The organism is Allopusillimonas soli, assembly GCF_004153445.1.
Taxonomy (GTDB): Bacteria; Pseudomonadota; Gammaproteobacteria; order Burkholderiales; family Burkholderiaceae_B; genus Allopusillimonas; species Allopusillimonas soli.
In genome coordinates, this window is the sequence record NZ_SDQC01000006.1 from 1 (window position 1) to 21,293 (window position 21,293).

The following is a 21,293-nucleotide window of genomic DNA, read 5'->3' on the forward strand; positions in this document are numbered from 1 at the left end:
ACATCGCGGATTCCTAAGATAAAATCGACTGGGGACATCGGCATTCCTTCCATTAGACGTGTTTCTTCGCAAAAACAAGTTTAATGAATGCTGATCGTCCCCCTTTTATGATGAAGAGCCCGCTTCTTTTGCTAAGACAAGACTGCCTGTGTTGATGACGATGCATTGCGCATAGAGCAAAACACAATGAGCAAAGCACATGGTGCTTACTGTATTGCTCGTTGAATAGGCAAAAGCCAGTGGCCCCAGGCGAAAAAAACCCTCAGAGAGAACGGGCTTTTAGGGGAGTAATTTTGTGTGGATCTTATCCACCTGCCTCGCGTTAGGGTATGTCACGACGCCTGAAGCGTACGCACAACCATCTCCGGTTCATTCGCCATAATTTTCAGTAGAGCGGCTGCGGGACCAGTAGGATTGCGGTGGCCTTGTTCCCAGTTCTGAAGCGTCCGGACGCTAACGTGAATGGCCCTCGCAAACTCTGATTGCGACAGATGTGTTTTCTCGCGGGTCGCCTTGACATCGATCGTCTCAACCTTGAACACACGCGATGGCTCCAGCTCGCCCTTGCGAATAGCAACCGCCTGCTTCAGACTGGCCTGCAAATCATCAAATAAAGTATCACCCTTCTTCATAATCGAAGCTCCTTTACCAGTTCGCCCAGTGTCGCTATCTCGCCAGGCGTCAAATTGTCCTTTCGGGACTTTGGATAGGCGACCAACATGTAGATTTGTTGATCTTCACTAATCCAGTAGTAGATCACTCGGATTCCGCTACTCTTTCCCATGCCTTGTCGGCCATAACGAATCTTCCGAATACCACCCCCACCCGGAATGAGATCACCCCGCGCCGGATTCTCGATTAGCAGATTCTGAAGCCCGGTATATTCCTCATCTGATAACAAGGCAGTGATCAGCTTTGTGAACACCGGGGTTTCAATGAATTCCATCACGATATTTTATACGTCTCTGACGTATAACACAATCCCGACATGACGAGAATAGACGCTTATCAGAATTTGGCGAAAGCCTGGAACTCGAAAAGCGTGCCACAATTTGCCCGAGAGCGTGTCACCAAAAGGAAGCTGTCAATGATCAAGAAAGGGACACCCGGTACTCTTACCGTGGCTCAACTGGCGACTTTACTCAATGAAGCCTTGAAATCGGGCGTAAACAGGCCGGTGTACTTGATGGATCTCATGCCAACGGTGCCGTAAGTCGTGCACATGCAAATCATCCAGTCCAGCTGATACCGTCAAAGTACTGACTGGCTTCGGCGGTGCCGGGGGTATTGGAAGTCATTGAGGACGATAGTACGGGCACTTATCGGGCGGTCTATACGGTTAAATTTGCCGAAGCTGTGTTCGTCTTGCACTGCTTTCAAAAAAGAGCAAAAGCAGGATATCCACTCCCAAGCCCGACATGGACATTATCCGTTCCCGGCTGAAAATGGCCGAGCAACAAGCGCAGGAGCTTCAGAATGCAAAAACGAATCGTTGATGGCGTCGAAGTGCGACGTAGCTCTGGAAATGTTTTCGCAGACCTCGGCGTGCCAGATGCCAACAAACTCAAAGTCAAAACCGATCTAGCGATTGAAATCAGGAAGGCGATGAAGGTACATGGGCTGACTCAAACGGAGGCAGCGCAGCGCATGGGCATTTCGCAGGCGAAGGTATCAGGCATGATGCGAGGTGACTTTACGAACCTGTCCAAGCGAAAGCTAATGGAGTGTTTGAATCGCTTGGGCTATGACATCGAAATTAAAGTCAAGCCAGCAAACGAATCTTTAGGGCATCTGACGGTCGCACTCGCTTAGTGAAATGCAGGCTACAGTAATCACAACGGGCAATTGGATCAAATGGAGCTATCCATGATCGAGGAAGGGATACGCGATACTCTTACCCTGGCCCAACTGGCGGCTTTGCTAAATGAAGTCTCGGAATCAGGCGCAAACAGGCCGGTGTGTATTTGATGGACCCCGCTAACGCCATACGCCTGCCTGTATCGGAAGCATCCATTGAAATCGCTATAGATTCTATCCACCTTTGGGCGAGCACACAGAGCGATGAGCATGGTTCATAGGAACCGTAAGGCGGTGTGTTCTCGCCTCTGCCTTTCATCATTGCTGCCGATCCACGTACTCAACCAACTTCAAGAAGGTCTTCAGAACGATTTCAGCAGCGATGGGGTTAAACCCCCACTCGATAAGATCTGACCTCAAGGTATCGACTGACACTGTGGGGCTTTTATATCTATCCAGCAAATCGGAGTACAGGGACCGGTTGCGCAAAAAACGCACAAGTAAAGCCTTGCGTTGTGCCACGTCCTGGGCGAGTACGAATTGTTCAAACGCCTGTGTCGCAGAAAGATGGCTATCTCCCAACCTTTCCAACAACCCAAAATACCTTGCGCTTACTAGTGCTTGCAGTGCCACGCCGTTATTAGTACTTTTATACCCCATGTGCTTTGCAATGGTTGCTGTCGGAGTTGGTTGTGCACACACGGCGTCATATACTATTACGCATAAAAGCAATAACCTCCTCCAACTTAATGGAGGGTGCTCTTGGGTTTTCTTTGCGGGACGAGTATGCGTTCATGGTTACGCTTTTCCTTCTCGTATAAAACAGGACTGCGGAATTTCCCGGCGAGACGACAGTGGGCGTCAACCCAACATCGTTCAACAATTTATGAGGACTCCGCCGACGGTCGGAGATAGATCCGTCTCCGATGAATCCGTAAAATACCGCGCTCTTGCATCTGATTGAGAAGAGAGCTAACTGTTTGCCGACTTGCACCAATCATGTCAGCAATCTCTTGCTGGGTCAGGTCAATATCAATGCATATTTCCTTACCAATGTGCCTGCCACACTGATGTTGAAGCCTTACCAATAGCCTCAATAGCTGTTCTTCCGTTGACTCGCTGGATGAATTCAATAGGGTATCGCTTAATAGATATAAGCGTCCCAATAGCAGTCCGATTAATTCGCCCGATACACGTGGATGATTAGCAAGAAAATCCAGGAAATTCGCTCGAGAAATACAGTAAACAGATGCGTCACTACGGACTTGCGCAAACACTAAACGCGGGCCCATCTGAGGAACCGAAGCCAACCCGAATGGATCTCCCGGCATGCAAAACCAGAGAATCATTTCTCGGCCTGTTGCTGCTAGCTGAAAGACCTTCACACATCCAGACTTGAGGATGTACAGCTTATCTCCGCTGATTCCGGCTCGGAATAGGATTGTATTCCTTTTAAAGCTTTGGATATCAGCACGCTCGAGTAGCTGCTCCCTTTCCATTGGCTTAAGACGATCCAGAAAACAACTGCTTGCCGCTACCCACTCGGCTGGTATATGGAAGCGTTCGTATTCTGAAGTGGTCGTCGTAGTAGACACAGTTGCGTCCATCCAAAAAGTGTCGGCCAGTTGACAGATAATCCTGGCAGCTTAGATCAATATACTATGGCGCCGCACGTTAGATACTACATATCAATGAGGCACTCAAGGAGCCAAAATGCAGAATAAACAAGCCCTGTCTAGGCATAGTCGAGTTCGAGGAGGCTGGCTAGTAGCGCAAACACTCGCAACAAAAAAAACGGAAGTAGTGTTTACCATGAGCGGCGGCTTTATTAATCCCGTCATCGAAGGGCTGGTGCAACATGGAGTTCGTGTAGTTAACGCTCCAGATGAAAGGATTGCGGGGCATCTCGCTGATGGCTGGGCGCGAAGCTCACGTGCACCCGCAGTGTGCTTAGCGGGCCCAGAAGGAATGGGAAATGCAGTACCCGCAATGCTGGAGGCCTTTGGTCAACATTCTCCTGTACTGTTTATTACAGGGTCAAGCACAATTAAAAGAATGGGACAAGGCGGATTCAAAGAGATTGATCACGTCCGTGTGGCTGATCCACTTACCAAATATTCCGTGTTGGTTACTGACGGGAACCGGATTCCTGAATTCATTAATAAGGCTTACGAAATTTGTGGCAGCGGAAATCCTGGTCCTGTACACATATCAATTCCCACAGATTTGCTGTACTCGTCGTTCGATAACCCGAACAAGCGGCTAGATAGGCCGTTCAGTCTGACAGCCCAGCCTGAGCATTTGGCGTGGCCTGACCCGGGTGAGATCAACACATTGTTCGACAAGCTCGAGAAAGCGAAAAGGCCGGTGGTAATAGCTGGAAATGGAGTTTGGTGGGGCCGCGCCGAAACTGAGCTTGCTCGGTTCGCATCGCGATATGATGTTCCCGTGTTAATAGTTCCCTATCATCAAGCGTTATTTGAAGGTCAACTTCCTTATTACTTTGGATTAGCAGACATCCACCAATATCCACCCGCAGAAGCAATGTTACGTGATGCCGATTTGATCTTGAGCATTGGTTGTCGACTCGATAATATGCTCAACTTTGGCAACCCACCGCTAGTTCCAAAAACAGCTGAACTGATATGTGTGAATGGCTCCATTACTGAAGTAGCCGACAATCATGCGGCCGATGTCAATCTGCTCGGCCATCCAAGAATTGTGCTGTCAAAGCTAGCTGAAGCAAAAGAAGGTTCTGAGCCTGTCACGCGAGAATGGCTAAAGACTTGTCGCCAAGATCGCTCACGGTGGATAGGCGAGCTGCAGGAACTGATTCGAAAAGAGTCAGACAGCCGACCCATGCACCCACTTGCATTATCTGTTGAAGTCATAAATGCAATTGGAAGCAACGACTTCTTGGTCATTGATGGCGGGGATACACATTACTGGGCTGAGATGGCTTTAAACATAGCTGCGTTTAACGGCAAGCCCATTCGGGGCGTATTCCATCCCGGACCAAATAGTTTAATCGGATGCGGCATATCGTTTGGTATGGCTTTAAAGCTGATGCACCCAACCAGTAATGTAGTTGTGCTCAGCGGAGATGGTGCCTTTTTATCAGGAGGCTTTGGCATTGAGCTTGCGTTCAATGAAAATGTGCCTATCACGGTCGTGATTGATAATAACCGAGGCTTAAGCTCCATCGAACAACAACAAAGGCGCATTTGGGATAGTGGTGAACCGTGTGGAACTGCCTTCAGAGATGTTCCGTTTGATGGTCTATTTAAAGGCTTAGGCGGGCACGGAATAACTATAGATGAGCCTTCTGAAATTGCTCACGCCATCAGGGAGGCGATAGCCAGCAATCTTCCAGCATGCGTCAATGTTCGGACTAAGGGTGTCATCAGCCCCCTTGTTGAGGCGTTGACAGACAGACGTGCCAAGTCTTCGATAGAGTAAATGCATCAAAAAAATTAATGGACAATACGCCATTGAGGAGACCCATAATGATTAAGACTCATCTTTACCGCTTGTACATCGCCGCAGTAGTAATGGCACTCTTCACCACAAGTGCTGCCTCTCAGGAATCATGGCCTTCAAGCCCCGTGCGTATTGTCGTGCCATATGCTCCCGGCGGATCAATTGATATTTTGGCTAGACAACTTAGCAACGCTTTGTCAGAAATCTTGAATGCCACTTTCGTGGTAGAAAATAAATCCGGTGCTGCCGGAGCAATAGGAACTCAATATGTTGCCAGTCAGCCGGCGGATGGGTATACGTTTCTCTTTACTACTGTGAGTCATACCCTTGCACCAAGTTTACGAGATTTGCCATTTGATCCGCAGAAGGATTTCGTGGCCGTTATCAACGTAGCCGACAGCCCGCAAGTGCTAATCCGAAATCCCTCATTAAAAGTGGAAACGCTGCAGGAACTCATTAACATGGCCAAATCGCAGCCAGGAAAGCTAAGTTATGGTCACAGTGGTCATGGTGCGCCAGCAAACATCGCGATGGAGTTACTTAAGTCTAAGGCCGATATAGATATTCTGGGTATTCCTTACAAAGGCGCTGGGCCCGTGGTTACCGCCGTTAGGGCTAACGAAGTGCCGCTTGGGATGGCTAGCTTACCGGCTGTCGCTTCACTGTTAAGCTCTGGGCAAATTGCTGCATTGGGAGTCTCAACGCCACAACGTAACAAGCTCATCCCCCAGGTGCCCACTTTTGCTGAATCAGGCGTGCCTGGATACAACTTCAATACTTGGCTGGGTCTCGTCGCTAAAGTGGGCACTCCCAAAGAGGATATGGCTAAACTTGTCGATGCCACAAACGAGGCTTTAGCGAATCCAAAGATTCTCAAAGCATTTACATCGCAGGGATTTGACACAGTTGGAGGCACATCGAAAGATTTTGAACTGATGTTGAACGACGAGTTTGCTCGATGGCCTGCCTTACTTAAGGAGGCCGGCATTGAAAAACAACAATAAGAGTGCTGATCCGCTTCGGTTTCCCGGACAGTTGTCAAGGTTAGTGCCAGGCGTTTTTGATCCGCTCCCAGAAATTAGACGGTTTAAAACTGGAGAGAGGTTGCCTCTTTGGGTTTCACTGACCACTTTTGGACGAACTCGCTTGGGTCAGATGGCCGAGCGAGCCGTGGGATCCGCAATCAATCATCTATACATCGGGGACCACTGGCTCCGTCCAAAGGCGTTTTATCTTCCTGCCTGCACGTGTTCAGCAACTGCGGTCCGGAGACTTGGCAAATGATCACCGAGAAAGATGGTTGTATGATCAATGTGCCGATATTTCACATCGATGGCACCGGCGTAACCTACTTCATATTCGCACTCGGTGGATCTATTTCACCTCTTGAACGATTTGATACGGCAGTATTCTGGAGTCAGGTGCCTGATACGGATAAAATCACCACATTTTTGCTGGGCTCGATGGCTGGCTTCCTGCTCAAGCAGGCTTCTGCACCGGAAGAGAAGCGACATCCTTTGCGCACTGTCTTTATTATGCCTTTCAGCGGTCTAGTCGAAACGTTTTCTTCGGCTGCGATGTGCATACGATCTTCAACATGACTGAAATTTCCACACCTATATTATCGGTTAAGAATCCGCAACTGGCAGGAACCTGCGGCCAATAGCGCTCGGGCGTGGACATCCGCCCTGGTAGACGACCATGACTGTGAAGTCCCGATCGGTGATACTGGTGAAATGAACCTGGGATAGAGAACAAGCCGGTATCAAAATCAAGTCAAAACGGTTTAGTTAAAACTGTCCACCAGAGAGGATATTCCTCATGCAAGAATTAGCATGCAGGGCATTTACTGCGATCAATAGCTTGGTGCTCGGGGACGTGCCACCCCTGCTAACCCGCTACGCAATACGAAGCGCCTCGCGCTCCATGCCTGGTACATACGTCTCCAACGGCCGTCTCTCAAGCGCCATGGACAGCCAATCCGGATTGGAAAGCAACGCTCTTGCCAATGAGACAGCCTCAACACCCGGCAGCGCAAGACACTGTGAGCAATCATCCAAGGTTTTAAGCCCTCCGTTGGCAATCACTCGTGCTCGTGTAACGGCAGCCCCGATCACCTTGACGAGTGGCTCTCCCCACTGCTCGTCACGCAGTGCCTTGCGCGTCGATACGTGCAACAGATCAACACCGGCCGTCTCGAGCGCCGAGGCGATGGAGGTCATCTCCGCCTCACCGCCTGGCGGCGTGTATGAGAGATCGTCCATTTTATAAAGCGACATATTGAAACTGATCGGACGCTTCCCCACTACCCCGCGAACGCATTCTACAATCTGTACAGGAAGCCTCAAGCGATTTTCAAGCGACCCACCGTATTCATCCTCACGGCGATTGGTGCTGGCAGAAAGGAAATCATCTATCAAGTAACCCCTTGCCCCATGAATCTCAATTCCGTCGAAACCTGCTTCGACAGCGTAAGATGCCGCACGCTCAAAGCACTCGATGATCTGCTTGATTTCGGATGTGGTTGCTGCACGGGCAGCAGCATTCGGCCTTCCAGTTTGCCAAGTATTCCCCGCGGCGATGCCATCACTTGCCGCTATATGTTGAGGGTTCAAACCCGGTTCCGCCAGGCGGCCTCCATGCTGCAGTTGAGCAAAAATGCGTCCACCCATGTCGTGTACCGCACTGACAACGGTTCTCCATGTATCGCGTTGTGCAGCGGTACACAAACCTGGCTGGTTGAAATAAGCCCTTCCAGATATTTTATCTGTATAGAGCGCTTCGGTCATCAATAAACCGACGCCACGTCGGGCATAGTTTGAATAATAGAGCGGCATTCGCTCCGATACCGTGCCGTCCTCGTTGGCCTGCATCCGCGACATCGGGGCCAACACCAGGCGATTGCTGATCTGGATGTTTCTAATGTCCAGAGGTTCGAGGAGCTTCATGCTTTCTCCGATGCGGTATTTTTCTGGTGGAACTATATTGACGTGCTTGGTTGATGTTCAAGAGCAACGAAGCATTCAAACGCTTGGCCGCCCGCCTCACGGAAAGCAAGAAGCGCTCCAAGACTTCATCTTCGGTGCGCAGGTCGCTCGCTTGTTGATTGACGCTAGCGTTTAGGGCGGCAATCACACTGCCGTCGGCAGAGAATAATGGCACTGCTAATCCACCAACAGTTTCTTCCATTTCACCATGCACCCAGGCGTAACCTTTCCGCCGCGCCTCGATCACGGCTGACCTCAGCTTCTCAGGGTCGGTAATGGTATACGGCGTCAGCGGTATCAATGCCGTGTTCGCAAGATAATTATCAAGCTGATGATCATCCATACTAGCCAGAAGCACGCGCCCCATGGAGTTACAATAAATAGGCAGCCGCGAACCAATCGTAATACCGGTATAGCTTAGGATGCGACGTATCGGTATCCGCATCACGTACACGAGTTCGGTATAGTCCAGAACAGCAATGCTACAGGTCGCACCCAACTCATCGACTAGGGACTCAAGAACGGGTGCGGCGAATGACCAAAAAGGCATGGTCGACAGATATGCGCATCCCAACGACAGCACGCGAGGCGTTAAGACAAAACGACGTGCATCTATCCGTGTGGCGAAACCAAGCTCCTCAAGCGTCATCAAGACTCGTCTTGCCGTGGCCCTGGTCATTCCGGTACGGGCAGCCGCCTCGGCCAGGGTCAGGCCCGTGTGCTCTTCATTGAAGATCTGGATCATTGCCAGTCCTTTTGCCAGACCGTTAATGAAGGCCGGGTTCTTGCTGGTCGGCGACGGCCTGCTCATGATGACGGCACACTTAGTTCAAGCAATGCATCCACGGCAACAATCTGTGGGCCTGGTCCAACCATCAGCGGATTTATATCCACCGAAGAGACCTTGCCGCCCGCTTGGTGCACCCACTTTCCCAGGTCAACAACCATAGACGCAATACGATCAAGCGGCAGAGCCGGATCTCCTCTGGCTCCCTTAAACAGAGGCGCCATACGCAATGCTTGCACCTGATCAATCACATAGCCGGCATCAAATGGGTAGAGCATTGTGACCACGTCCGGCATAGCTTCAATATACTTTCCACCATCGCCTACAACCACCACTGCGCCAAAGTCCCGATCCCAACGCGCTCCGATCATCAGTTCACGCTGAGCGTTTAACATCGGCGCGACGATAATGCCATCCACATGCACGCCCAGATCTTTTGCACGCGCCATAAGCTGCCTGTATGCTGACGCGGCATCTTGCGGAGTGGCAATATCCACTTGGACAAGGCCGAGTTCTGACTTGTGTGGTAGCTTGGGGGAGCACGCCTTCATGACCCAGGGAGCGGTGACTTGTTCAAGCGCTCCCTGCAATTCGCTTGGGTTTGTGCAAACCACCGAACGAACAGTGGGAATACCCACTACTTCGAGCGTTTTCAGGCTGTCAAACTCAGAAAGAAAGCGCGTGCCCATCGTTGCGGCCCGACTGTCATTCGACGCCCTGTCATGCCCAACAATATCATACAGACGGCCAGCCACCTCCTGCAATTCACGTTGTTTGGCAACGTGTCCTAGAGCCTGCATAGCATCTTCGTCATGTTCGAATGTCACCACATCAGCCTGCTCAAACACTTGTCGCGTAGCAGCAAGAGGACATGCCAGGACAACCGGCCTATTAGTGGCTTTTGAGAAGGCAGCTACACTTTGGGCGAAGGCTGGAGCATCATATCCTTTACCGGACATCGGCAAACTGATAAAGAGCGCATCTGCCGTGTCATCCTGTGCGATGACGGACAGTACTTCTCCCAGAAGAGAGCCTTTCGTCAGCAATGCTGCAGTCAAGTCAATAGGATTCGTACTGCTTGCGAAAGCAGGCAGAATATGACTTAATCCAGCTTTCGTATGATCCGATAGCGCCACCATGTCGAGATGATGGCGTTCTGCGCTATCGGCCGCCATGACACATGCAGCACCGGAATTACTGATCGCTATGATCCTCGAACCACGCGGCTTCATCGGTGCAAGCAGAAGACGGGCCGAGCTAACCAGCTCTCTCATATCCCTGACGCGCAATATGCCCTGCTGCTTGAAGAATGCATCGATAACCTTATCTTCGGTGGCAATGGCGCCTGTATGAGAGCTCGCCGCAGCCTGACCCAGGTGCGTCGTCCCCGCCTTTAACGCCAACACGGAAACACCTCGGCGCCGTGCTTCTTTTGCAGCAAGGGCCAGTGTGCCCGGGTCGGCGATAGATTCCATATACAGCAAGATCAGCTGAATCGATGGATCTTTGGCCACGGCCAGCGCGAAATCCGCCACCGTGAGGTCAGCTTCGTTGCCTGTAGCATGTGCGTAGCGTACACCGATACCCGCGTTGCGTAGCGCCAAATATGGCACCATGCTCATTGCCCCGCTCTGGCTGACAATGGCAACCGGACCGTCCATTACTTCGACTTCGCCGATCAGGGTAGCAAAGCTCGCAATGCAGGCGCTGCCGAAATTCACCAGCCCCTGCGTGTTGGGCCCGATCAAGCGCATTCCATGATCTTGCGCAAGCTGTAGCATGCGCTCCTGCAGGGTATTTCCCTGTGTTCCTAATTCCCCAAACCCGGAGGAAATCACGACACACACCCGAACCCCCACCGACGCACAATTCTGGACCGCCTCGACCGCGGCCGCTCCTGGTACGCAGACGATAGCCATGTCCGGCACTTCCGGCAAATCAGCCAGGGCTGAATAGGCCTTTAATCCTTGCACTTCGGTCCGTCCTGGATTGATCGGATATAGCCGTCCCGTGTACGACAGACATCGCATGTACTTGATGGGGCGGCCGCCCACTTTATCGGGATTATCTGATGCACCAATGACGGCGATGCTATCAGGACGTAATGCCGCCTCTATCCAGGCTTGGTCAATCAAAGGCTCGACGATGTCGCTGCCCAGGCCTGCTTTTATTTGCTCAACTTTTGCAGCAACCTCCATCACTGAACCCTTACTCCTGCCTTATCAACAACCTCTTTCCATTTCTTGGATTCCTCTTTTATGTAGCTTCTGAACTCTTCAGTCGAATTACCAACTACTTCGACACCCAGATCATTAAGCCGCTGTTTCACGCCCGGGTCGTTCAATGCCTTTACAATCTCTTTATTGAGTCTTTCAAGTATGTGGTCGGAAGTCTGCCCCGGTGCTGCGAAGCCAAACCACGTCGTCGCCTCAAAACCGGTGACCCCGGCCTCTGCCATGGTGGGCACCTCCGGGAGCGATTTTGATCGCTCTGCGCTGGTGACTGCTAGCGCCCGCAACTGCCCATTCTTGATTTGCGGCAATGCCGTCGGCAAGTTATCGAACATCAATTGCACTTGCCCACCTATCAAATCTGTCAGGGCCGGTGCACTACCTCTGTATGGCACATGCTGGATGGAAACGCCCGCCAACATTTTATACAGCTCACCGTTCAAGTGCCCCGAGGTGCCATTTCCCATGGAAGCCATGTTTAACTTGCCCGGATGCTCTTTTGCGTAAGCCGTAAGTTCTTCTACACTTTTTACCGGTAGATCCGGATTGACAAGCAGCACATTTGGCAGCCTGCCAGCAAGCGTTATTGGCCGGAAATCTTTAGAGGCGTCATAGCCAGGATCTTCGTATAACCACTGGTTGATTGCGAGAATACCCGGAGATGAAATGAGAATGGTGTAACCATCGGGCGCCGACTTCGCCACCAAACGCGCCCCGATATTACCTCCCGCCCCGCTCTTGTTTTCAACAATGACACTGTGATCCATATTCAGTGCCATCTGCGCGGCGACCGATCTTGCAATGATATCGTTTGTCCCACCTGCGTTATATGGCACGATGATAGTTATAGGCTTAGCCGGAAAGGTGCTGGCTATCGCCAGGCCTGAAAAAGTGATCGACGCTCCAATTGCAATATTCAAAAGTAATTTACCAAGTAGTGTTTTGCTCAGCGTTGTTTTATGCATGATGATGTCTCCTCCCATGGGAGTTGGTCAATAATTCGAAATAGGTTTTCTCTGGGATCAGGTCATGGGTCCTCAGCCCGCGATGGCCAGACCTTTTTCTGCTCCGGCGTAAGCAATCGCACTGATTTCAATCAAAGCACCAGGACGTACCAAACCGGCGACCTGAACGCCAGTGGCTGCAGGGTATGGACCGTTATTGAATACCTCGCGTCTTACCTCTGCCGTCTTGTCATAATCCTTGAGCGTGGTGACATACTCATGAGTTTCGATGACCGAATCAAACCCCAACCCTGCGGCACGCAAAACCTTATCCATCTTCTGATAAATGAATCGAGCTTGCTCAACGATGTCTTCACCCACAATTTGGTGCTCATCGTTTACGGCGGTCATCCCGGATATAAAGAGCAGATCTCCTACTCTTACAGCGGGCGAAAATGTACTTTTCTTGGATGTATTGGAAAGCACGATGGGTGTAAGGCTAGGATTCACTCTGAACTCCCCGTTGAAAAATGCTTCAACAAATATCTTTGCACCACATAAGCATGCGGTTTACCGCCCGCAATAGGCAGGACATCGACGTTGAAACTCACGACAGCACGGTTCTTTGATTTCACCTGGATATCCGCCACGGTAAAGACAATTTCCACCTCGTCATTTACATAGACGGGAGAGCGATACTTCGCCTCGACACTCACCATAGCCAGCATGCTGTCATGTAAGGCCTTGGACAATTCAGTCGCTCCCAGTGCAGTCACTGCAAGCACCAACAAGCCATGAGCAATTGGCGCGGACAACCCTTGTGCTGCCGCATACTCCTGATCGTAATGGATGGGGTGCGCATCGCCACTCAAGCTTGCGAAAACCGTAAAGGATTCGCTGTCCAATACGACTTTACGTCTGGCCAGCACATCGCCTGGATTTAGGTCCGCGGCACCCAATTGCCGCGGATACGGAGTGGCGGAAACAGAATCAGGCGAGATCATCATCGGAGTGTCGCGCTTCCGACCAAGACCACCTGCTCGTCAACGGATGCCGTCAATACACCGTCTTCATCGATTCGCACATCAAACACATCACCAGGGCATACTGGGCCTACCCATTTAGTGTGAAGGCGGCCCCGATACAACCACTCGGCGCCGTACTTTCGAGCGCCCATTTCTGCCGCAAAGCCGCTCATATGAGGCCCATGGAGCAAGGTCCCCCTAAAGCCGCGCTCTTTCGCATAGGCATCATCGTAATGAATAATGTCGTTATCGCCATTGATTTTTCCGTAGCGATCAATTTTCTTCTGATCAATAGAAATAGCGCGCTGTATAGTTTTCGATATCATGGCTTACTCTGGAACGTGAAAACAATTAACCAAGGTGGCAATGGGTGTGTTGTCGAGGCGGCTAAACGTCCCTTCCCACTCTACGTAGTAACGGCCGCGCTTCTCGAATTTCTTGAGAATCTTGCCAGCCGCCACAACCTTGGTTGTTTCATCCGCCCAAATCGGGGTATGCCATTGCATGTCAACCTCGGCCATGACAATCCCCTGGATAGGAGGGTAGGTGCAATACAGAGGCACTGTCATATACGGAAAGATGACATTCGGCGGCGCGGCACGCCTGCCATCCACCATATAAAGGTCAGCATCTGCCTCAACGGACTCTATATACTCATCCACGATCGCCGGGGTAATGTCAAAGCTGACTGGTTTCAGTTCCATGCCTTCTACAAAATCACCATAAGGCGTGCCTGGCACACTACCTTCACGCGGCTTGATTTCATTGGGTCGAGTCACGGTATCTCTCCATTTTGCTCATTATTCTGATACTTCGACGTTCAATTGAACGCTTCTGATCATCCTAGGAAGGAGGGTTTAAGAGGTCAACGTTTAGACAAAAATGTGCGGTATGCGCACATTTTGAATTTAGTGCGAATATTCTTGAGGTCTGTATATCAATACGACATATGCACTCAAGGAGGCGGATATGGCGACTGGACACCGTCACAACACGATCAGGGCGTTGCTGCGTGCGACGAAAGACGGGAGTATCCAGTCGTATTAATTGCTGGAATATTGGTAAGCATGGGGCGATATTGCAAGCACTAACGAAAGACGCTATCTTGCTTCCTCCAGCCACTCTTCGAGTGGTGCCAGTAATTCCGTGTTTGAGGTGGATTAAGTATTACACGAGCGATGAATTGAATCGCTCAACGTAAAGGATAGCGATTCAGTTCATGACTTGGTCCCAAGCATGGCAGATCGGCTCTATTTTTCCGTGATACTGCAAGCGCCAGCCAGATAAGCTTCGCGGCAGCGTCCTCGCTGGAGAAATGCCTCCGAGCCTTGCGGATCTTGCGCAGCTGCGACTCAACGGCGCGCTGTACCGGAGCATCTCATGGTGGAGAACCCGTCTTTATATAAAATGCTTAGGAAATCCGCGAGTGTATGAAGATGACTCGAATAAATTGCGTTCCCGTACAGGAGCTTAGCGGCCCTCATTTAATAGCCGAGTATCGTGAGTTGCCTCGAGTATTTGCTCTTGCAGACAAAGCAGCCGCCCGGGGAAATTTCACCCAACCGGCCTGCTATACACTCGGAAAAGGCCACGTGCTTTTCTTCTATACGCGACTGGGCTACTTAGTTAAACGCCACGGTGAATTAATAAAGGAAATGAAGCGCCGGGGATACAAGCCGTCATTTAGCGGGATGAAGCGCCAGGATTTCCCTGGGATACCTGATGAGTATTGGCGAGACTGGCAGCCATCAGAGGATGCATTGAATTTAAATCGCCAACGCATCAGGGAGCGATCACCTCTAGCCTAACGGGGCCATCCCGCGACACATTCTTGCCAACAGTGCAGCGGCCACATGCTCGCACTTTCCCAAGGATCTACACCGCCGGGAAGCTGATAGACAGGTCAAAGCGGGACGTGCTCCTGATTGCCTCGTCAGTACAGATTCCGCTTGTAGTCGGCATCCAGGCTTTTGCGCATCAGGCTGGGAATAGAGACCAGCCCTTTGGCGACGAGCGCACCCATGCCGCGAGCCTTGTGCAGTTTTACATGCGCGGCGAAAATGGCTGCCGGGTCGATATCTGCAGGGGGAGAGATCGCCACCCACGGCAGGGCGCGCGCCAGCGCGTTGCTGTCGCGCAGCTCGGCTGAAGACGAAGCAATGCTAGTGACGAGCTTGGGAAGCTTGCCGCGCACAGTGAAAGGCTGCCTTAGCCGCAGGTCGGCGCTGATGCTGACCATGCCTTGTACGTGAACGACCTGGGCGTGTCCAGGCACGATCAGCAATGCCGATGCATGGGGCCGCTCCAGCATGTTGCGTAGGCTATCCGTGCGGCGGTTTCCCGGACGGTCCGCAAAACGAATACCGCCCTCATAGGATAGAGCCAGCAGCCCGGCCGGGTCGCCCCTGGGGCTGAGGTCGGTATTCAGCACGGTATCGGCAGTGGCCAAGGCCATGAAACGGCTCGATTGCAAGAAGCCGGCGACGCCATCGCTTGCTAGCTGCGCAGGCTGCCAGAAATCCGAACGCAGCAATGCCTTGGCGCAATGCAAATAGCATTCCTGCACGGCTATGACCAGAGTCTCGCCATCCGCATTCGCCACGCTGCCGTTTATGCGCAAAGTCTCACCTATGCCGGGAACAAGAAACAACAAGCCTACGCCGCATCCCTGTCGGGCCTGTGCGGGGTCGTCCATCGCCGAGCGCGGCAATAGAAGCCTGTTTTCATCTAACGCGGCCGCAAAGCCTGGCTTGTCGCCTGCGATGGTCACGTCGATGCGCTGTGCATCGCTGAAAGCAGCAAATGCCAGGGGCGATGCACGCAGCCAGCGGCGCGCATGCCCATCCAGATGGTCGATAACCTTCAGGTCGATGGCCGCAGGTTTGGCGCCAGCCTGTGCCTCAAGCTCGGCGATCGTCCGCAGCATTGTTGCCTCCCCAGCCATACAGTGCGGAAAACGCCACGGGTACCAGCAGCGCCAGCCAAGACACGACATCGCCGAGGCCGTCGTACAGAAGGCCGGACAGCAATCCGACAGTGCTCACGACGCCTATTACAATCGGCCAGAACCAGATTTTCATTGTGCCTGCACTCCTGTCATCTCCCCTGCCCCCTACGCTTCTCTGGTTTCGGCCTCGGCCAGGACTGCCAATGCTTCGCGGTGACGAAGATATTTCTTGCCCCACAGGTACACGCCGCTGCCCAGAACGATGATGGCGATAATGTCGAGCAGCGCCCAGACTATTTTCAGCGGCAGGCCACCATAGTCACCGAAATGTAGCGGCTGCGATATGAACAGCGACTTCACATACCAGGGCATTTCCCGCGTGTCGGTCAGGGTGCCGGTTTGCGCGTCCACCAGCACCGGGCGCAGCAAGCGGGCCGTCAGCGGGGTGTTGCCTTTCATGAAGGCGGTATAGTGGTGCGGGTCGGCAAATGCCGTACCCGGAAAGGCGATCAGACGCACTGTCATGTCAGGCGCGGTTTTCGTGGCCGTGACGAATGCGGCCTGCACCGAGCCATTGTCTTTCATGGGCGGCGCATTTTTATAGGGCTTGACCATGTCGGCCAATTGGTCGCTCTGCCAGACAGCCAGCACTATGGGATCCAGCGTATTGATAATGCCTGTTGCCCCTACGACCGTCAGCCATGCCACCGTGACGATACCCAGCAGATTATGCAGGTCCAGCCATTTGATGCCGCGCCCCTTCTGTCTGCGCACCGTGCCGAAATCCTGTTTGCGCATGAACGGCTTGTAGACCACCACGCCGGAAATTATGGCAATCAGTAACAGCAGACCCATAAAGCCAAGAAACAGCTGTCCGGGCAGGCCGGCATATAGGTCTTTGTGCAGTTGAAGCATGACCTCCATGAAACCCCTGTCATTGGGCTGGCCAAGCACCTGCGCGGTACGCGAATCGATAGCCACTGTCCAGAATTCATCTGGTGGCGCATCAACCTTGCTGGCCATGGACACCATCGTGATGTGCGGGTGTTCTCCCTCGTCCCAGAACATGTAGCGCACCACTTTTTTGGGTTGTGCCGCCAGCGCGCTTTCAACAATCGTGTCCAGGCTGGCATTGGGCGTACTTGCGGGCATGGACGGCGCCTCGACCTCGCCCGACAGCTGCTCGATCTCTTCATGGAAGATCAATGGCAGCCCGGTCAGGCACAGCACCAGCAGGAAGATCGTGCTGACCAGGCTGGTCCATTTGTGGATGAGTACCCAGGTACGAAGGTGCATTTTCTTAGAAATTCATTGTTGCCGACAGCATCACGATGCGGCCGGAACCAAGGAACAGATAGCCATCGGATACATTGCTTGCCGAACTGGAGGTCGCCCAATAAGATTTGTCGAACAGGTTGTCCACATTCAGGCGCAGCGTCAGGCTTTTGCCGGCAACCTTGGTTCTATAGCGCGCGCCGACATCAAAAGTGGTTACCGAGGGCAGCTTGTACTTGTTGCCCTGATCCGCATACTGCGAGCCTGTATAGACCACGCGTGCATTCAAGCCCAGGCCCGGGGTCAATACATTGTCCCAATCCACACCCAGTGATGCTTGCACATGCGGCACGCCCACGGCGTCATTGCCTTCGTTGACGCCGCCGACCATTTCGTCGAGCTTTCCGCGCATGAAGGTTACGCCGCCCAATACGCGCACGTCTCTCGCCACTTCACCGAAGGCGTTGATTTCCAGGCCGCGGTTCACCTGCATGCCATTTTCCTGGAGGGAATTATTGAATACCGTGGCGCTGGGACGCTTGATCTGGTAAAGGCTGACGGTCGTTGCAAAGTTGCCCCAGTCGTACTTGGCACCGACTTCGACCTGTTTGGTTTTCATTGGAGGCAGCGAGGCCGCCGACGTCACTGCCGGAGGCGAAGCCGACGCGCCTTGAGACAGGCCTTCGATGTAGTTCGCGTAAAGCGACAGGTTCCTGCTGGGTTTGACCACCAGGCCCACCACCGGCGTGATGGCGGATTCCTTATAGCCAGGGCCATCCGGCGCGTTAGTGGGCGTGGGAAAGTAGACGTAGTTCTGCTGTTTCACCGACTGATGACGCGCGCCCAAGGTCAGTTGAACGCTGTCTCCCATGAAAGACAGTGTGTCGGCCAGCGCATAGCTGGTCAGCGTTGCCTCGGTGTATTTCCCAACTGGGTTCTCTATGCCGTCTGTATTGTGATAATCGCTGGGTGGATCAATCGGCGCGTAAAGATTGTTTGGAATCGACGCATAGCCCCATGGGAATACAAAACCGATGTCGGAATCATTGGTCATGCGCGAAAAGCTGGCAACGAGTTTGTGCTTGACGGCACCAGTCGCGAACTTTGCGGTCAGGCCGGTTTCAAAGCTGGTGGTTTCGGGCTCGAATATCTGCCAGGCTGGAGTCGATACATAGTCGCCATTCATGCCCGTTAGGGTTGCATTGCCAGCAACCGCATCCATTTTATGCCTGCGATTGCCCAGTGCCGCATGCACGGTAATGTCATCGTTGATGTCATGCTCAATGCGCCCCACGACCGACGTGTCGCGCATGATGACACGGCCATAGCCGGGATAGTTCAGGCTGGTGTCCGACGGCGCGCTTGGCAGGCTGTCCAGCGCAGGGCTGATCGAGAATTGGCGCACTTCGTTGTCGATCCGCTGCGATACGTGCAGGATATCCAGCGATGCCCGCGTACGCTCGCCACGGTAGTCCAACGCAACGGACAACAGGCCCTCCCGATCTTCTTGATCATCAATGGTTGTACTGCCATCGCGATATACCCCATTGATGCGTATGCCGAACTGGCCGCTGTCGCCAAAACGGCGTCCCACATCTACATGCGTGCCGAATTGTGAATCGGACCAGTAACTGGCGGTCACGCTCGTCAAGGGCGTATCAAGAGCGCGCTTGGGTACGATATTGATGGCGCCAGCCACAGTGCCGCCTGGCGCCATGCCGCTGAGTAATGCGGAAGGGCCTTTCAGAATTTCCACGCTCTGGGCAACTTCCAGCGGGACACGGTAGTAGGGAAGTACACCGTACAGGCCGTTGAAAGCGACGTCCTGACTACTGAAAGGCAGGCCGCGAATGGTGAAGTCTTCGTTGATATTGGTGCGTCCGCTGCCCATGCGTACCGAAGGATCGACAGACACGAGATCAGCCAGCGTGCGCGCTTGATTGTCCTCGATCAATTGCGCGGTGTAGCTGCTCAGATTGAACGGCGTATCCATGAAATCAGAACCGCCCAGTATGCCCAGGCTTCCGCCCTCGTTGACCTGGCCACCCACATAGGGCGTTTGCGTCACAGGCTGTGCCGCACCCCGGACGGTTACGGCGGGCAAAGCCGTGACTGTGGATGCAGTTTGCGCTTGGGCGCTCGCCAACGGCAACGTCATGCAGGCGCATGCGGCGTGAACGGCCAATACAAGCGCGCTGGGGCGGACGAAACAGCGCCTCGCACCCTGGCCGCGGGCATAATGGGGATACGCATGCATGTTTATTATTTATCCCAATGTTGATATGCGTGAGAATCGGCAGACGGTATTCTTGCAATAGCAGCCAATTCTAATAATATAAATAAGACTTGTTATTATTTATATAATACACAGAACTTTGTCGATATCAAAGCTCCTCATTCAACACTTGTCGGCTGCGCCAGTAGAGGGCTCAATAGGGCCGGCCAGATACTTCAAGGCCAGGCATGCCACTTTCCGAGATTATCGGATCACCAGGAAGGAAGTCCCAACTCTTACCTGGAGTGGATATATAAAGCGTGTACGATTGCTTCAAGCAAGGGACTTCCTGCGCAGTGCTAGCACAAGCGCCAGCACCGCCAATATGAGTGGGGCAAAGGATACTACGAGCACCATGTCCCATCCATAAGCACTCAACAGCCCTCCCGAAGAGAACGATCCTATGGCCATCAAGCCAAATACAATGAAATCATTAAGGGACTGAACCCGTGTCTTTTCCTCTGGCCTATGGCTTTCAAGAACCAGAGCGGATGCGCCAAGAAATCCGAAATTCCAACCTATTCCCAAGAGAATCAACGTTGCCCAGAAGTGAGCAACGTCGATACCTGCCAAGCCCACTGCGGCTGAAAGTCCTGTCAGCAGCATACCCACCATTGCCACGCGCCCCGCGCCAAAGCGCTTGATAAGGCTTCCAGTGAAGAAACTCGGCCCGTACATCGCAATAACATGCCATTGGAGCCCCAGGTTGGCAGATGCTTGAGAATGGCCGCACATGTGCATCGCCAAAGGCGCGGCCGTCATCAGGAAATTCATCAGCATATAAGAGACTGCCCCGCTTATCACCGCGGCAATAAAGTGTGGTTGCCGCGCGATCATCGACAGGGGCCGACCGCCGTTCACTTCCGCAGCCGTTGGCATCGGCAGCCTGACGCCCAGTAATATGAACGCCGATATGGCGGCAACCACAGCTTGGGCAAGAAATGTGGCCGCGAATACATGTGGCTGCCATAGACTCATCGTCCAGGTAACAAGCTGTGGGCCGATGACGCCCGCCAGGACGCCGCCTGCCATAACAAGCGACAGCGCACTTGCGCGACGGTCGGCAGCCACGCCATCAGCGGCGGCAAAACGAAATGTCAATACCACGGCGGCATAGCCTCCACCAAAAAAAGTGGCAAGGCAAAACAGCCAGAAGGAGCCAAGGACGACCGCGAGCATGGCCAATAACCCCGTCAACACGCCAGCACCAGTGCCGGCCAGGAACGCAGTACGACGGCCATGGCGCCGGGCAATCATACCTGCCGGCAGGATGCATGCCGCCATGCCAACCACAAAAATGGAAATCGGCAAGGTGGCCAGTACGGGCGAGGGCGCCAGCATGTCGCCAACGATTGCGCCAGTCGCGTAGACCACTGTCGAGTTCGCTCCCGCAAGCGCTTGCGCAATGGAAAGGCGCCAGATGTTACCTCTTTGAACATTCCTGGGCAGTTCATTCAAATTACTTATCGCGGCGGTACCGTGTGCGCTGGTCATATGTATCCGTTTTAGGCGGGAAGGCCTTCTCTTCAATAAGGGGTCAAATAG

Annotated in this window: 21 protein-coding genes and 1 pseudogene; 6 read left to right on the plus strand and 16 right to left on the minus strand. The window is 52.8% G+C overall.

All coding sequences use genetic code 11. The features are described 5' to 3' along the window. Positions 1–332 precede the first annotated feature (332 nt). Both nadS and ERD78_RS16475 read right to left on the minus strand, forming a co-directional pair. Positions 333–632, minus strand: a complete 300-nt coding sequence (gene nadS, locus ERD78_RS16470; RefSeq protein ID WP_129970587.1) for a NadS family protein — start codon at positions 630–632, stop codon at positions 333–335. Then, positions 629–946, minus strand: a complete 318-nt coding sequence (locus ERD78_RS16475; RefSeq protein WP_129971037.1) for a type II toxin-antitoxin system RelE/ParE family toxin — start codon at positions 944–946, stop codon at positions 629–631. The genes nadS and ERD78_RS16475 overlap by 4 nt, the downstream gene beginning before the upstream one ends. A 298-nt stretch (positions 947–1,244) precedes the next feature. Here ERD78_RS16475 and ERD78_RS16480 point away from each other — a divergent pair. Together ERD78_RS16480 and ERD78_RS16485 are read left to right on the plus strand one after the other, a co-directional pair. Next, positions 1,245–1,496 (plus strand): annotated as a pseudogene (locus tag ERD78_RS16480) (type II toxin-antitoxin system RelE/ParE family toxin); the annotation flags it as partial. Then, complete coding sequence (locus ERD78_RS16485) at positions 1,477–1,812, plus strand: helix-turn-helix domain-containing protein (protein WP_129970589.1); 336 nt, start codon at positions 1,477–1,479, stop codon at positions 1,810–1,812. The pseudogene ERD78_RS16480 and the gene ERD78_RS16485, both read left to right, overlap by 20 nt. A gap of 869 nt (positions 1,813–2,681) precedes the next feature. On the opposite strand, the gene ERD78_RS20265 is transcribed toward ERD78_RS16485, so the two are convergent. Further along, positions 2,682–3,404 carry a Crp/Fnr family transcriptional regulator gene (locus tag ERD78_RS20265; protein WP_129970591.1) on the minus strand — a complete coding sequence of 241 codons (723 nt, stop codon included), beginning with the start codon at positions 3,402–3,404 and terminating at the stop codon, positions 2,682–2,684. Between the two features lie 106 nt (positions 3,405–3,510). Here ERD78_RS20265 and ERD78_RS16495 point away from each other — a divergent pair, with 106 nt between their 5' ends. The 3 genes from ERD78_RS16495 (at position 3,511) to ERD78_RS16505 (ending at position 6,878) form a co-directional block, all read left to right on the plus strand. After that, positions 3,511–5,256: a thiamine pyrophosphate-binding protein gene (locus tag ERD78_RS16495; RefSeq protein WP_209020021.1), complete on the plus strand. Its 1,746-nt coding sequence runs from the start codon at positions 3,511–3,513 to the stop codon at positions 5,254–5,256. A 47-nt stretch (positions 5,257–5,303) separates the two neighbouring features. Continuing rightward, a complete protein-coding gene (locus tag ERD78_RS16500; protein ID WP_167668964.1) occupies positions 5,304–6,281 on the plus strand; it encodes a Bug family tripartite tricarboxylate transporter substrate binding protein in 978 nt (325 codons plus the stop codon). Positions 6,282–6,557: 276 nt separating this feature from the next. Further along, a complete protein-coding gene (locus tag ERD78_RS16505) occupies positions 6,558–6,878 on the plus strand; it encodes an acyl-CoA synthetase family protein (protein ID WP_129970595.1) in 321 nt (106 codons plus the stop codon). Between the two features lie 297 nt (positions 6,879–7,175). Here ERD78_RS16505 and ERD78_RS16510 read toward each other — a convergent pair whose 3' ends face one another. From ERD78_RS16510 to ERD78_RS16545, 8 genes are all read right to left on the minus strand, one after another. Continuing rightward, positions 7,176–8,225, minus strand: coding sequence for an NADH:flavin oxidoreductase (locus ERD78_RS16510; RefSeq protein ID WP_129970597.1), 1,050 nt, complete (start codon positions 8,223–8,225; stop codon positions 7,176–7,178). Further along, positions 8,197–9,075 (minus strand): IclR family transcriptional regulator domain-containing protein, encoded by an 879-nt coding sequence (locus ERD78_RS16515; protein ID WP_129970599.1) that lies wholly within the window; start codon positions 9,073–9,075, stop codon positions 8,197–8,199. Before ERD78_RS16515 ends, ERD78_RS16510 begins: the two co-directional genes overlap by 29 nt. Next, positions 9,072–11,249, minus strand: coding sequence for an acetate--CoA ligase family protein (locus ERD78_RS16520; RefSeq protein ID WP_129971041.1), 2,178 nt, complete (start codon positions 11,247–11,249; stop codon positions 9,072–9,074). The genes ERD78_RS16515 and ERD78_RS16520 overlap by 4 nt, the downstream gene beginning before the upstream one ends. Then, entirely contained in the window at positions 11,249–12,247 is a 999-nt protein-coding gene (locus tag ERD78_RS16525) for a Bug family tripartite tricarboxylate transporter substrate binding protein (protein WP_129970601.1), read from the minus strand. The genes ERD78_RS16520 and ERD78_RS16525 overlap by 1 nt, the downstream gene beginning before the upstream one ends. Before the next feature lie 72 nt (positions 12,248–12,319). After that, positions 12,320–12,736 carry a RidA family protein gene (locus ERD78_RS16530; RefSeq protein ID WP_129970603.1) on the minus strand — a complete coding sequence of 139 codons (417 nt, stop codon included), beginning with the start codon at positions 12,734–12,736 and terminating at the stop codon, positions 12,320–12,322. Next, positions 12,733–13,233, minus strand: a complete 501-nt coding sequence (locus tag ERD78_RS16535; protein ID WP_129970605.1) for a MaoC family dehydratase — start codon at positions 13,231–13,233, stop codon at positions 12,733–12,735. Before ERD78_RS16535 ends, ERD78_RS16530 begins: the two co-directional genes overlap by 4 nt. Then, positions 13,230–13,577 (minus strand): MaoC family dehydratase, encoded by a 348-nt coding sequence (locus tag ERD78_RS16540; protein WP_218940896.1) that lies wholly within the window; start codon positions 13,575–13,577, stop codon positions 13,230–13,232. Before ERD78_RS16540 ends, ERD78_RS16535 begins: the two co-directional genes overlap by 4 nt. A gap of 3 nt (positions 13,578–13,580) precedes the next feature. Then, the gene (locus ERD78_RS16545) at positions 13,581–14,030 is read right to left on the minus strand and encodes a hypothetical protein (protein WP_129970607.1); all 450 of its coding nucleotides are present in this window, start codon (positions 14,028–14,030) and stop codon (positions 13,581–13,583) included. Between the two features lie 657 nt (positions 14,031–14,687). Between ERD78_RS16545 and ERD78_RS16550 the strand changes: the two genes are divergently transcribed. Next, a complete protein-coding gene (locus tag ERD78_RS16550; protein WP_129971045.1) occupies positions 14,688–15,059 on the plus strand; it encodes a pyrimidine dimer DNA glycosylase/endonuclease V in 372 nt (123 codons plus the stop codon). Between the two features lie 125 nt (positions 15,060–15,184). Here ERD78_RS16550 and ERD78_RS16555 read toward each other — a convergent pair whose 3' ends face one another. The 5 genes from ERD78_RS16555 to ERD78_RS16575 form a co-directional block, all read right to left on the minus strand. Then, complete coding sequence (locus ERD78_RS16555; protein WP_245152509.1) at positions 15,185–16,177, minus strand: pyridoxamine 5'-phosphate oxidase family protein; 993 nt, start codon at positions 16,175–16,177, stop codon at positions 15,185–15,187. Further along, the gene (locus ERD78_RS16560; RefSeq protein WP_129970611.1) at positions 16,152–16,331 is read right to left on the minus strand and encodes a hypothetical protein; all 180 of its coding nucleotides are present in this window, start codon (positions 16,329–16,331) and stop codon (positions 16,152–16,154) included. The genes ERD78_RS16555 and ERD78_RS16560 overlap by 26 nt, the downstream gene beginning before the upstream one ends. Positions 16,332–16,363: 32 nt before the next feature. Next, the gene (locus ERD78_RS16565) at positions 16,364–17,494 is read right to left on the minus strand and encodes a PepSY-associated TM helix domain-containing protein (protein ID WP_129970613.1); all 1,131 of its coding nucleotides are present in this window, start codon (positions 17,492–17,494) and stop codon (positions 16,364–16,366) included. A 4-nt stretch (positions 17,495–17,498) separates the two neighbouring features. Further along, positions 17,499–19,631: a TonB-dependent receptor gene (locus tag ERD78_RS16570; RefSeq protein WP_167668965.1), complete on the minus strand. Its 2,133-nt coding sequence runs from the start codon at positions 19,629–19,631 to the stop codon at positions 17,499–17,501. Positions 19,632–20,021: 390 nt separating this feature from the next. Then, a complete protein-coding gene (locus ERD78_RS16575; protein WP_129970617.1) occupies positions 20,022–21,242 on the minus strand; it encodes an MFS transporter in 1,221 nt (406 codons plus the stop codon). Positions 21,243–21,293: the final 51 nt, after the last annotated feature.

Coding starts and splice junctions, on each gene's coding strand:
- nadS (WP_129970587.1), bottom strand. CDS start 632: ATGAAGAAGGGTGATACTTTATTTGATGATTTGCAGGCCAGTCTGAAG.
- ERD78_RS16475 (WP_129971037.1), bottom strand. CDS start 946: ATGGAATTCATTGAAACCCCGGTGTTCACAAAGCTGATCACTGCCTTG.
- ERD78_RS16485 (WP_129970589.1), top strand. CDS start 1,477: ATGCAAAAACGAATCGTTGATGGCGTCGAAGTGCGACGTAGCTCTGGA.
- ERD78_RS20265 (WP_129970591.1), bottom strand. CDS start 3,404: ATGGACGCAACTGTGTCTACTACGACGACCACTTCAGAATACGAACGC.
- ERD78_RS16495 (WP_209020021.1), top strand. CDS start 3,511: ATGCAGAATAAACAAGCCCTGTCTAGGCATAGTCGAGTTCGAGGAGGC.
- ERD78_RS16500 (WP_167668964.1), top strand. CDS start 5,304: ATGATTAAGACTCATCTTTACCGCTTGTACATCGCCGCAGTAGTAATG.
- ERD78_RS16505 (WP_129970595.1), top strand. CDS start 6,558: ATGATCACCGAGAAAGATGGTTGTATGATCAATGTGCCGATATTTCAC.
- ERD78_RS16510 (WP_129970597.1), bottom strand. CDS start 8,225: ATGAAGCTCCTCGAACCTCTGGACATTAGAAACATCCAGATCAGCAAT.
- ERD78_RS16515 (WP_129970599.1), bottom strand. CDS start 9,075: ATGAGCAGGCCGTCGCCGACCAGCAAGAACCCGGCCTTCATTAACGGT.
- ERD78_RS16520 (WP_129971041.1), bottom strand. CDS start 11,249: ATGGAGGTTGCTGCAAAAGTTGAGCAAATAAAAGCAGGCCTGGGCAGC.
- ERD78_RS16525 (WP_129970601.1), bottom strand. CDS start 12,247: ATGCATAAAACAACGCTGAGCAAAACACTACTTGGTAAATTACTTTTG.
- ERD78_RS16535 (WP_129970605.1), bottom strand. CDS start 13,233: ATGATGATCTCGCCTGATTCTGTTTCCGCCACTCCGTATCCGCGGCAA.
- ERD78_RS16540 (WP_218940896.1), bottom strand. CDS start 13,577: ATGATATCGAAAACTATACAGCGCGCTATTTCTATTGATCAGAAGAAA.
- ERD78_RS16550 (WP_129971045.1), top strand. CDS start 14,688: ATGACTCGAATAAATTGCGTTCCCGTACAGGAGCTTAGCGGCCCTCAT.
- ERD78_RS16555 (WP_245152509.1), bottom strand. CDS start 16,177: ATGCTGCGGACGATCGCCGAGCTTGAGGCACAGGCTGGCGCCAAACCT.
- ERD78_RS16560 (WP_129970611.1), bottom strand. CDS start 16,331: ATGAAAATCTGGTTCTGGCCGATTGTAATAGGCGTCGTGAGCACTGTC.
- ERD78_RS16565 (WP_129970613.1), bottom strand. CDS start 17,494: ATGCACCTTCGTACCTGGGTACTCATCCACAAATGGACCAGCCTGGTC.
- ERD78_RS16570 (WP_167668965.1), bottom strand. CDS start 19,631: ATGACGTTGCCGTTGGCGAGCGCCCAAGCGCAAACTGCATCCACAGTC.
- ERD78_RS16575 (WP_129970617.1), bottom strand. CDS start 21,242: ATGACCAGCGCACACGGTACCGCCGCGATAAGTAATTTGAATGAACTG.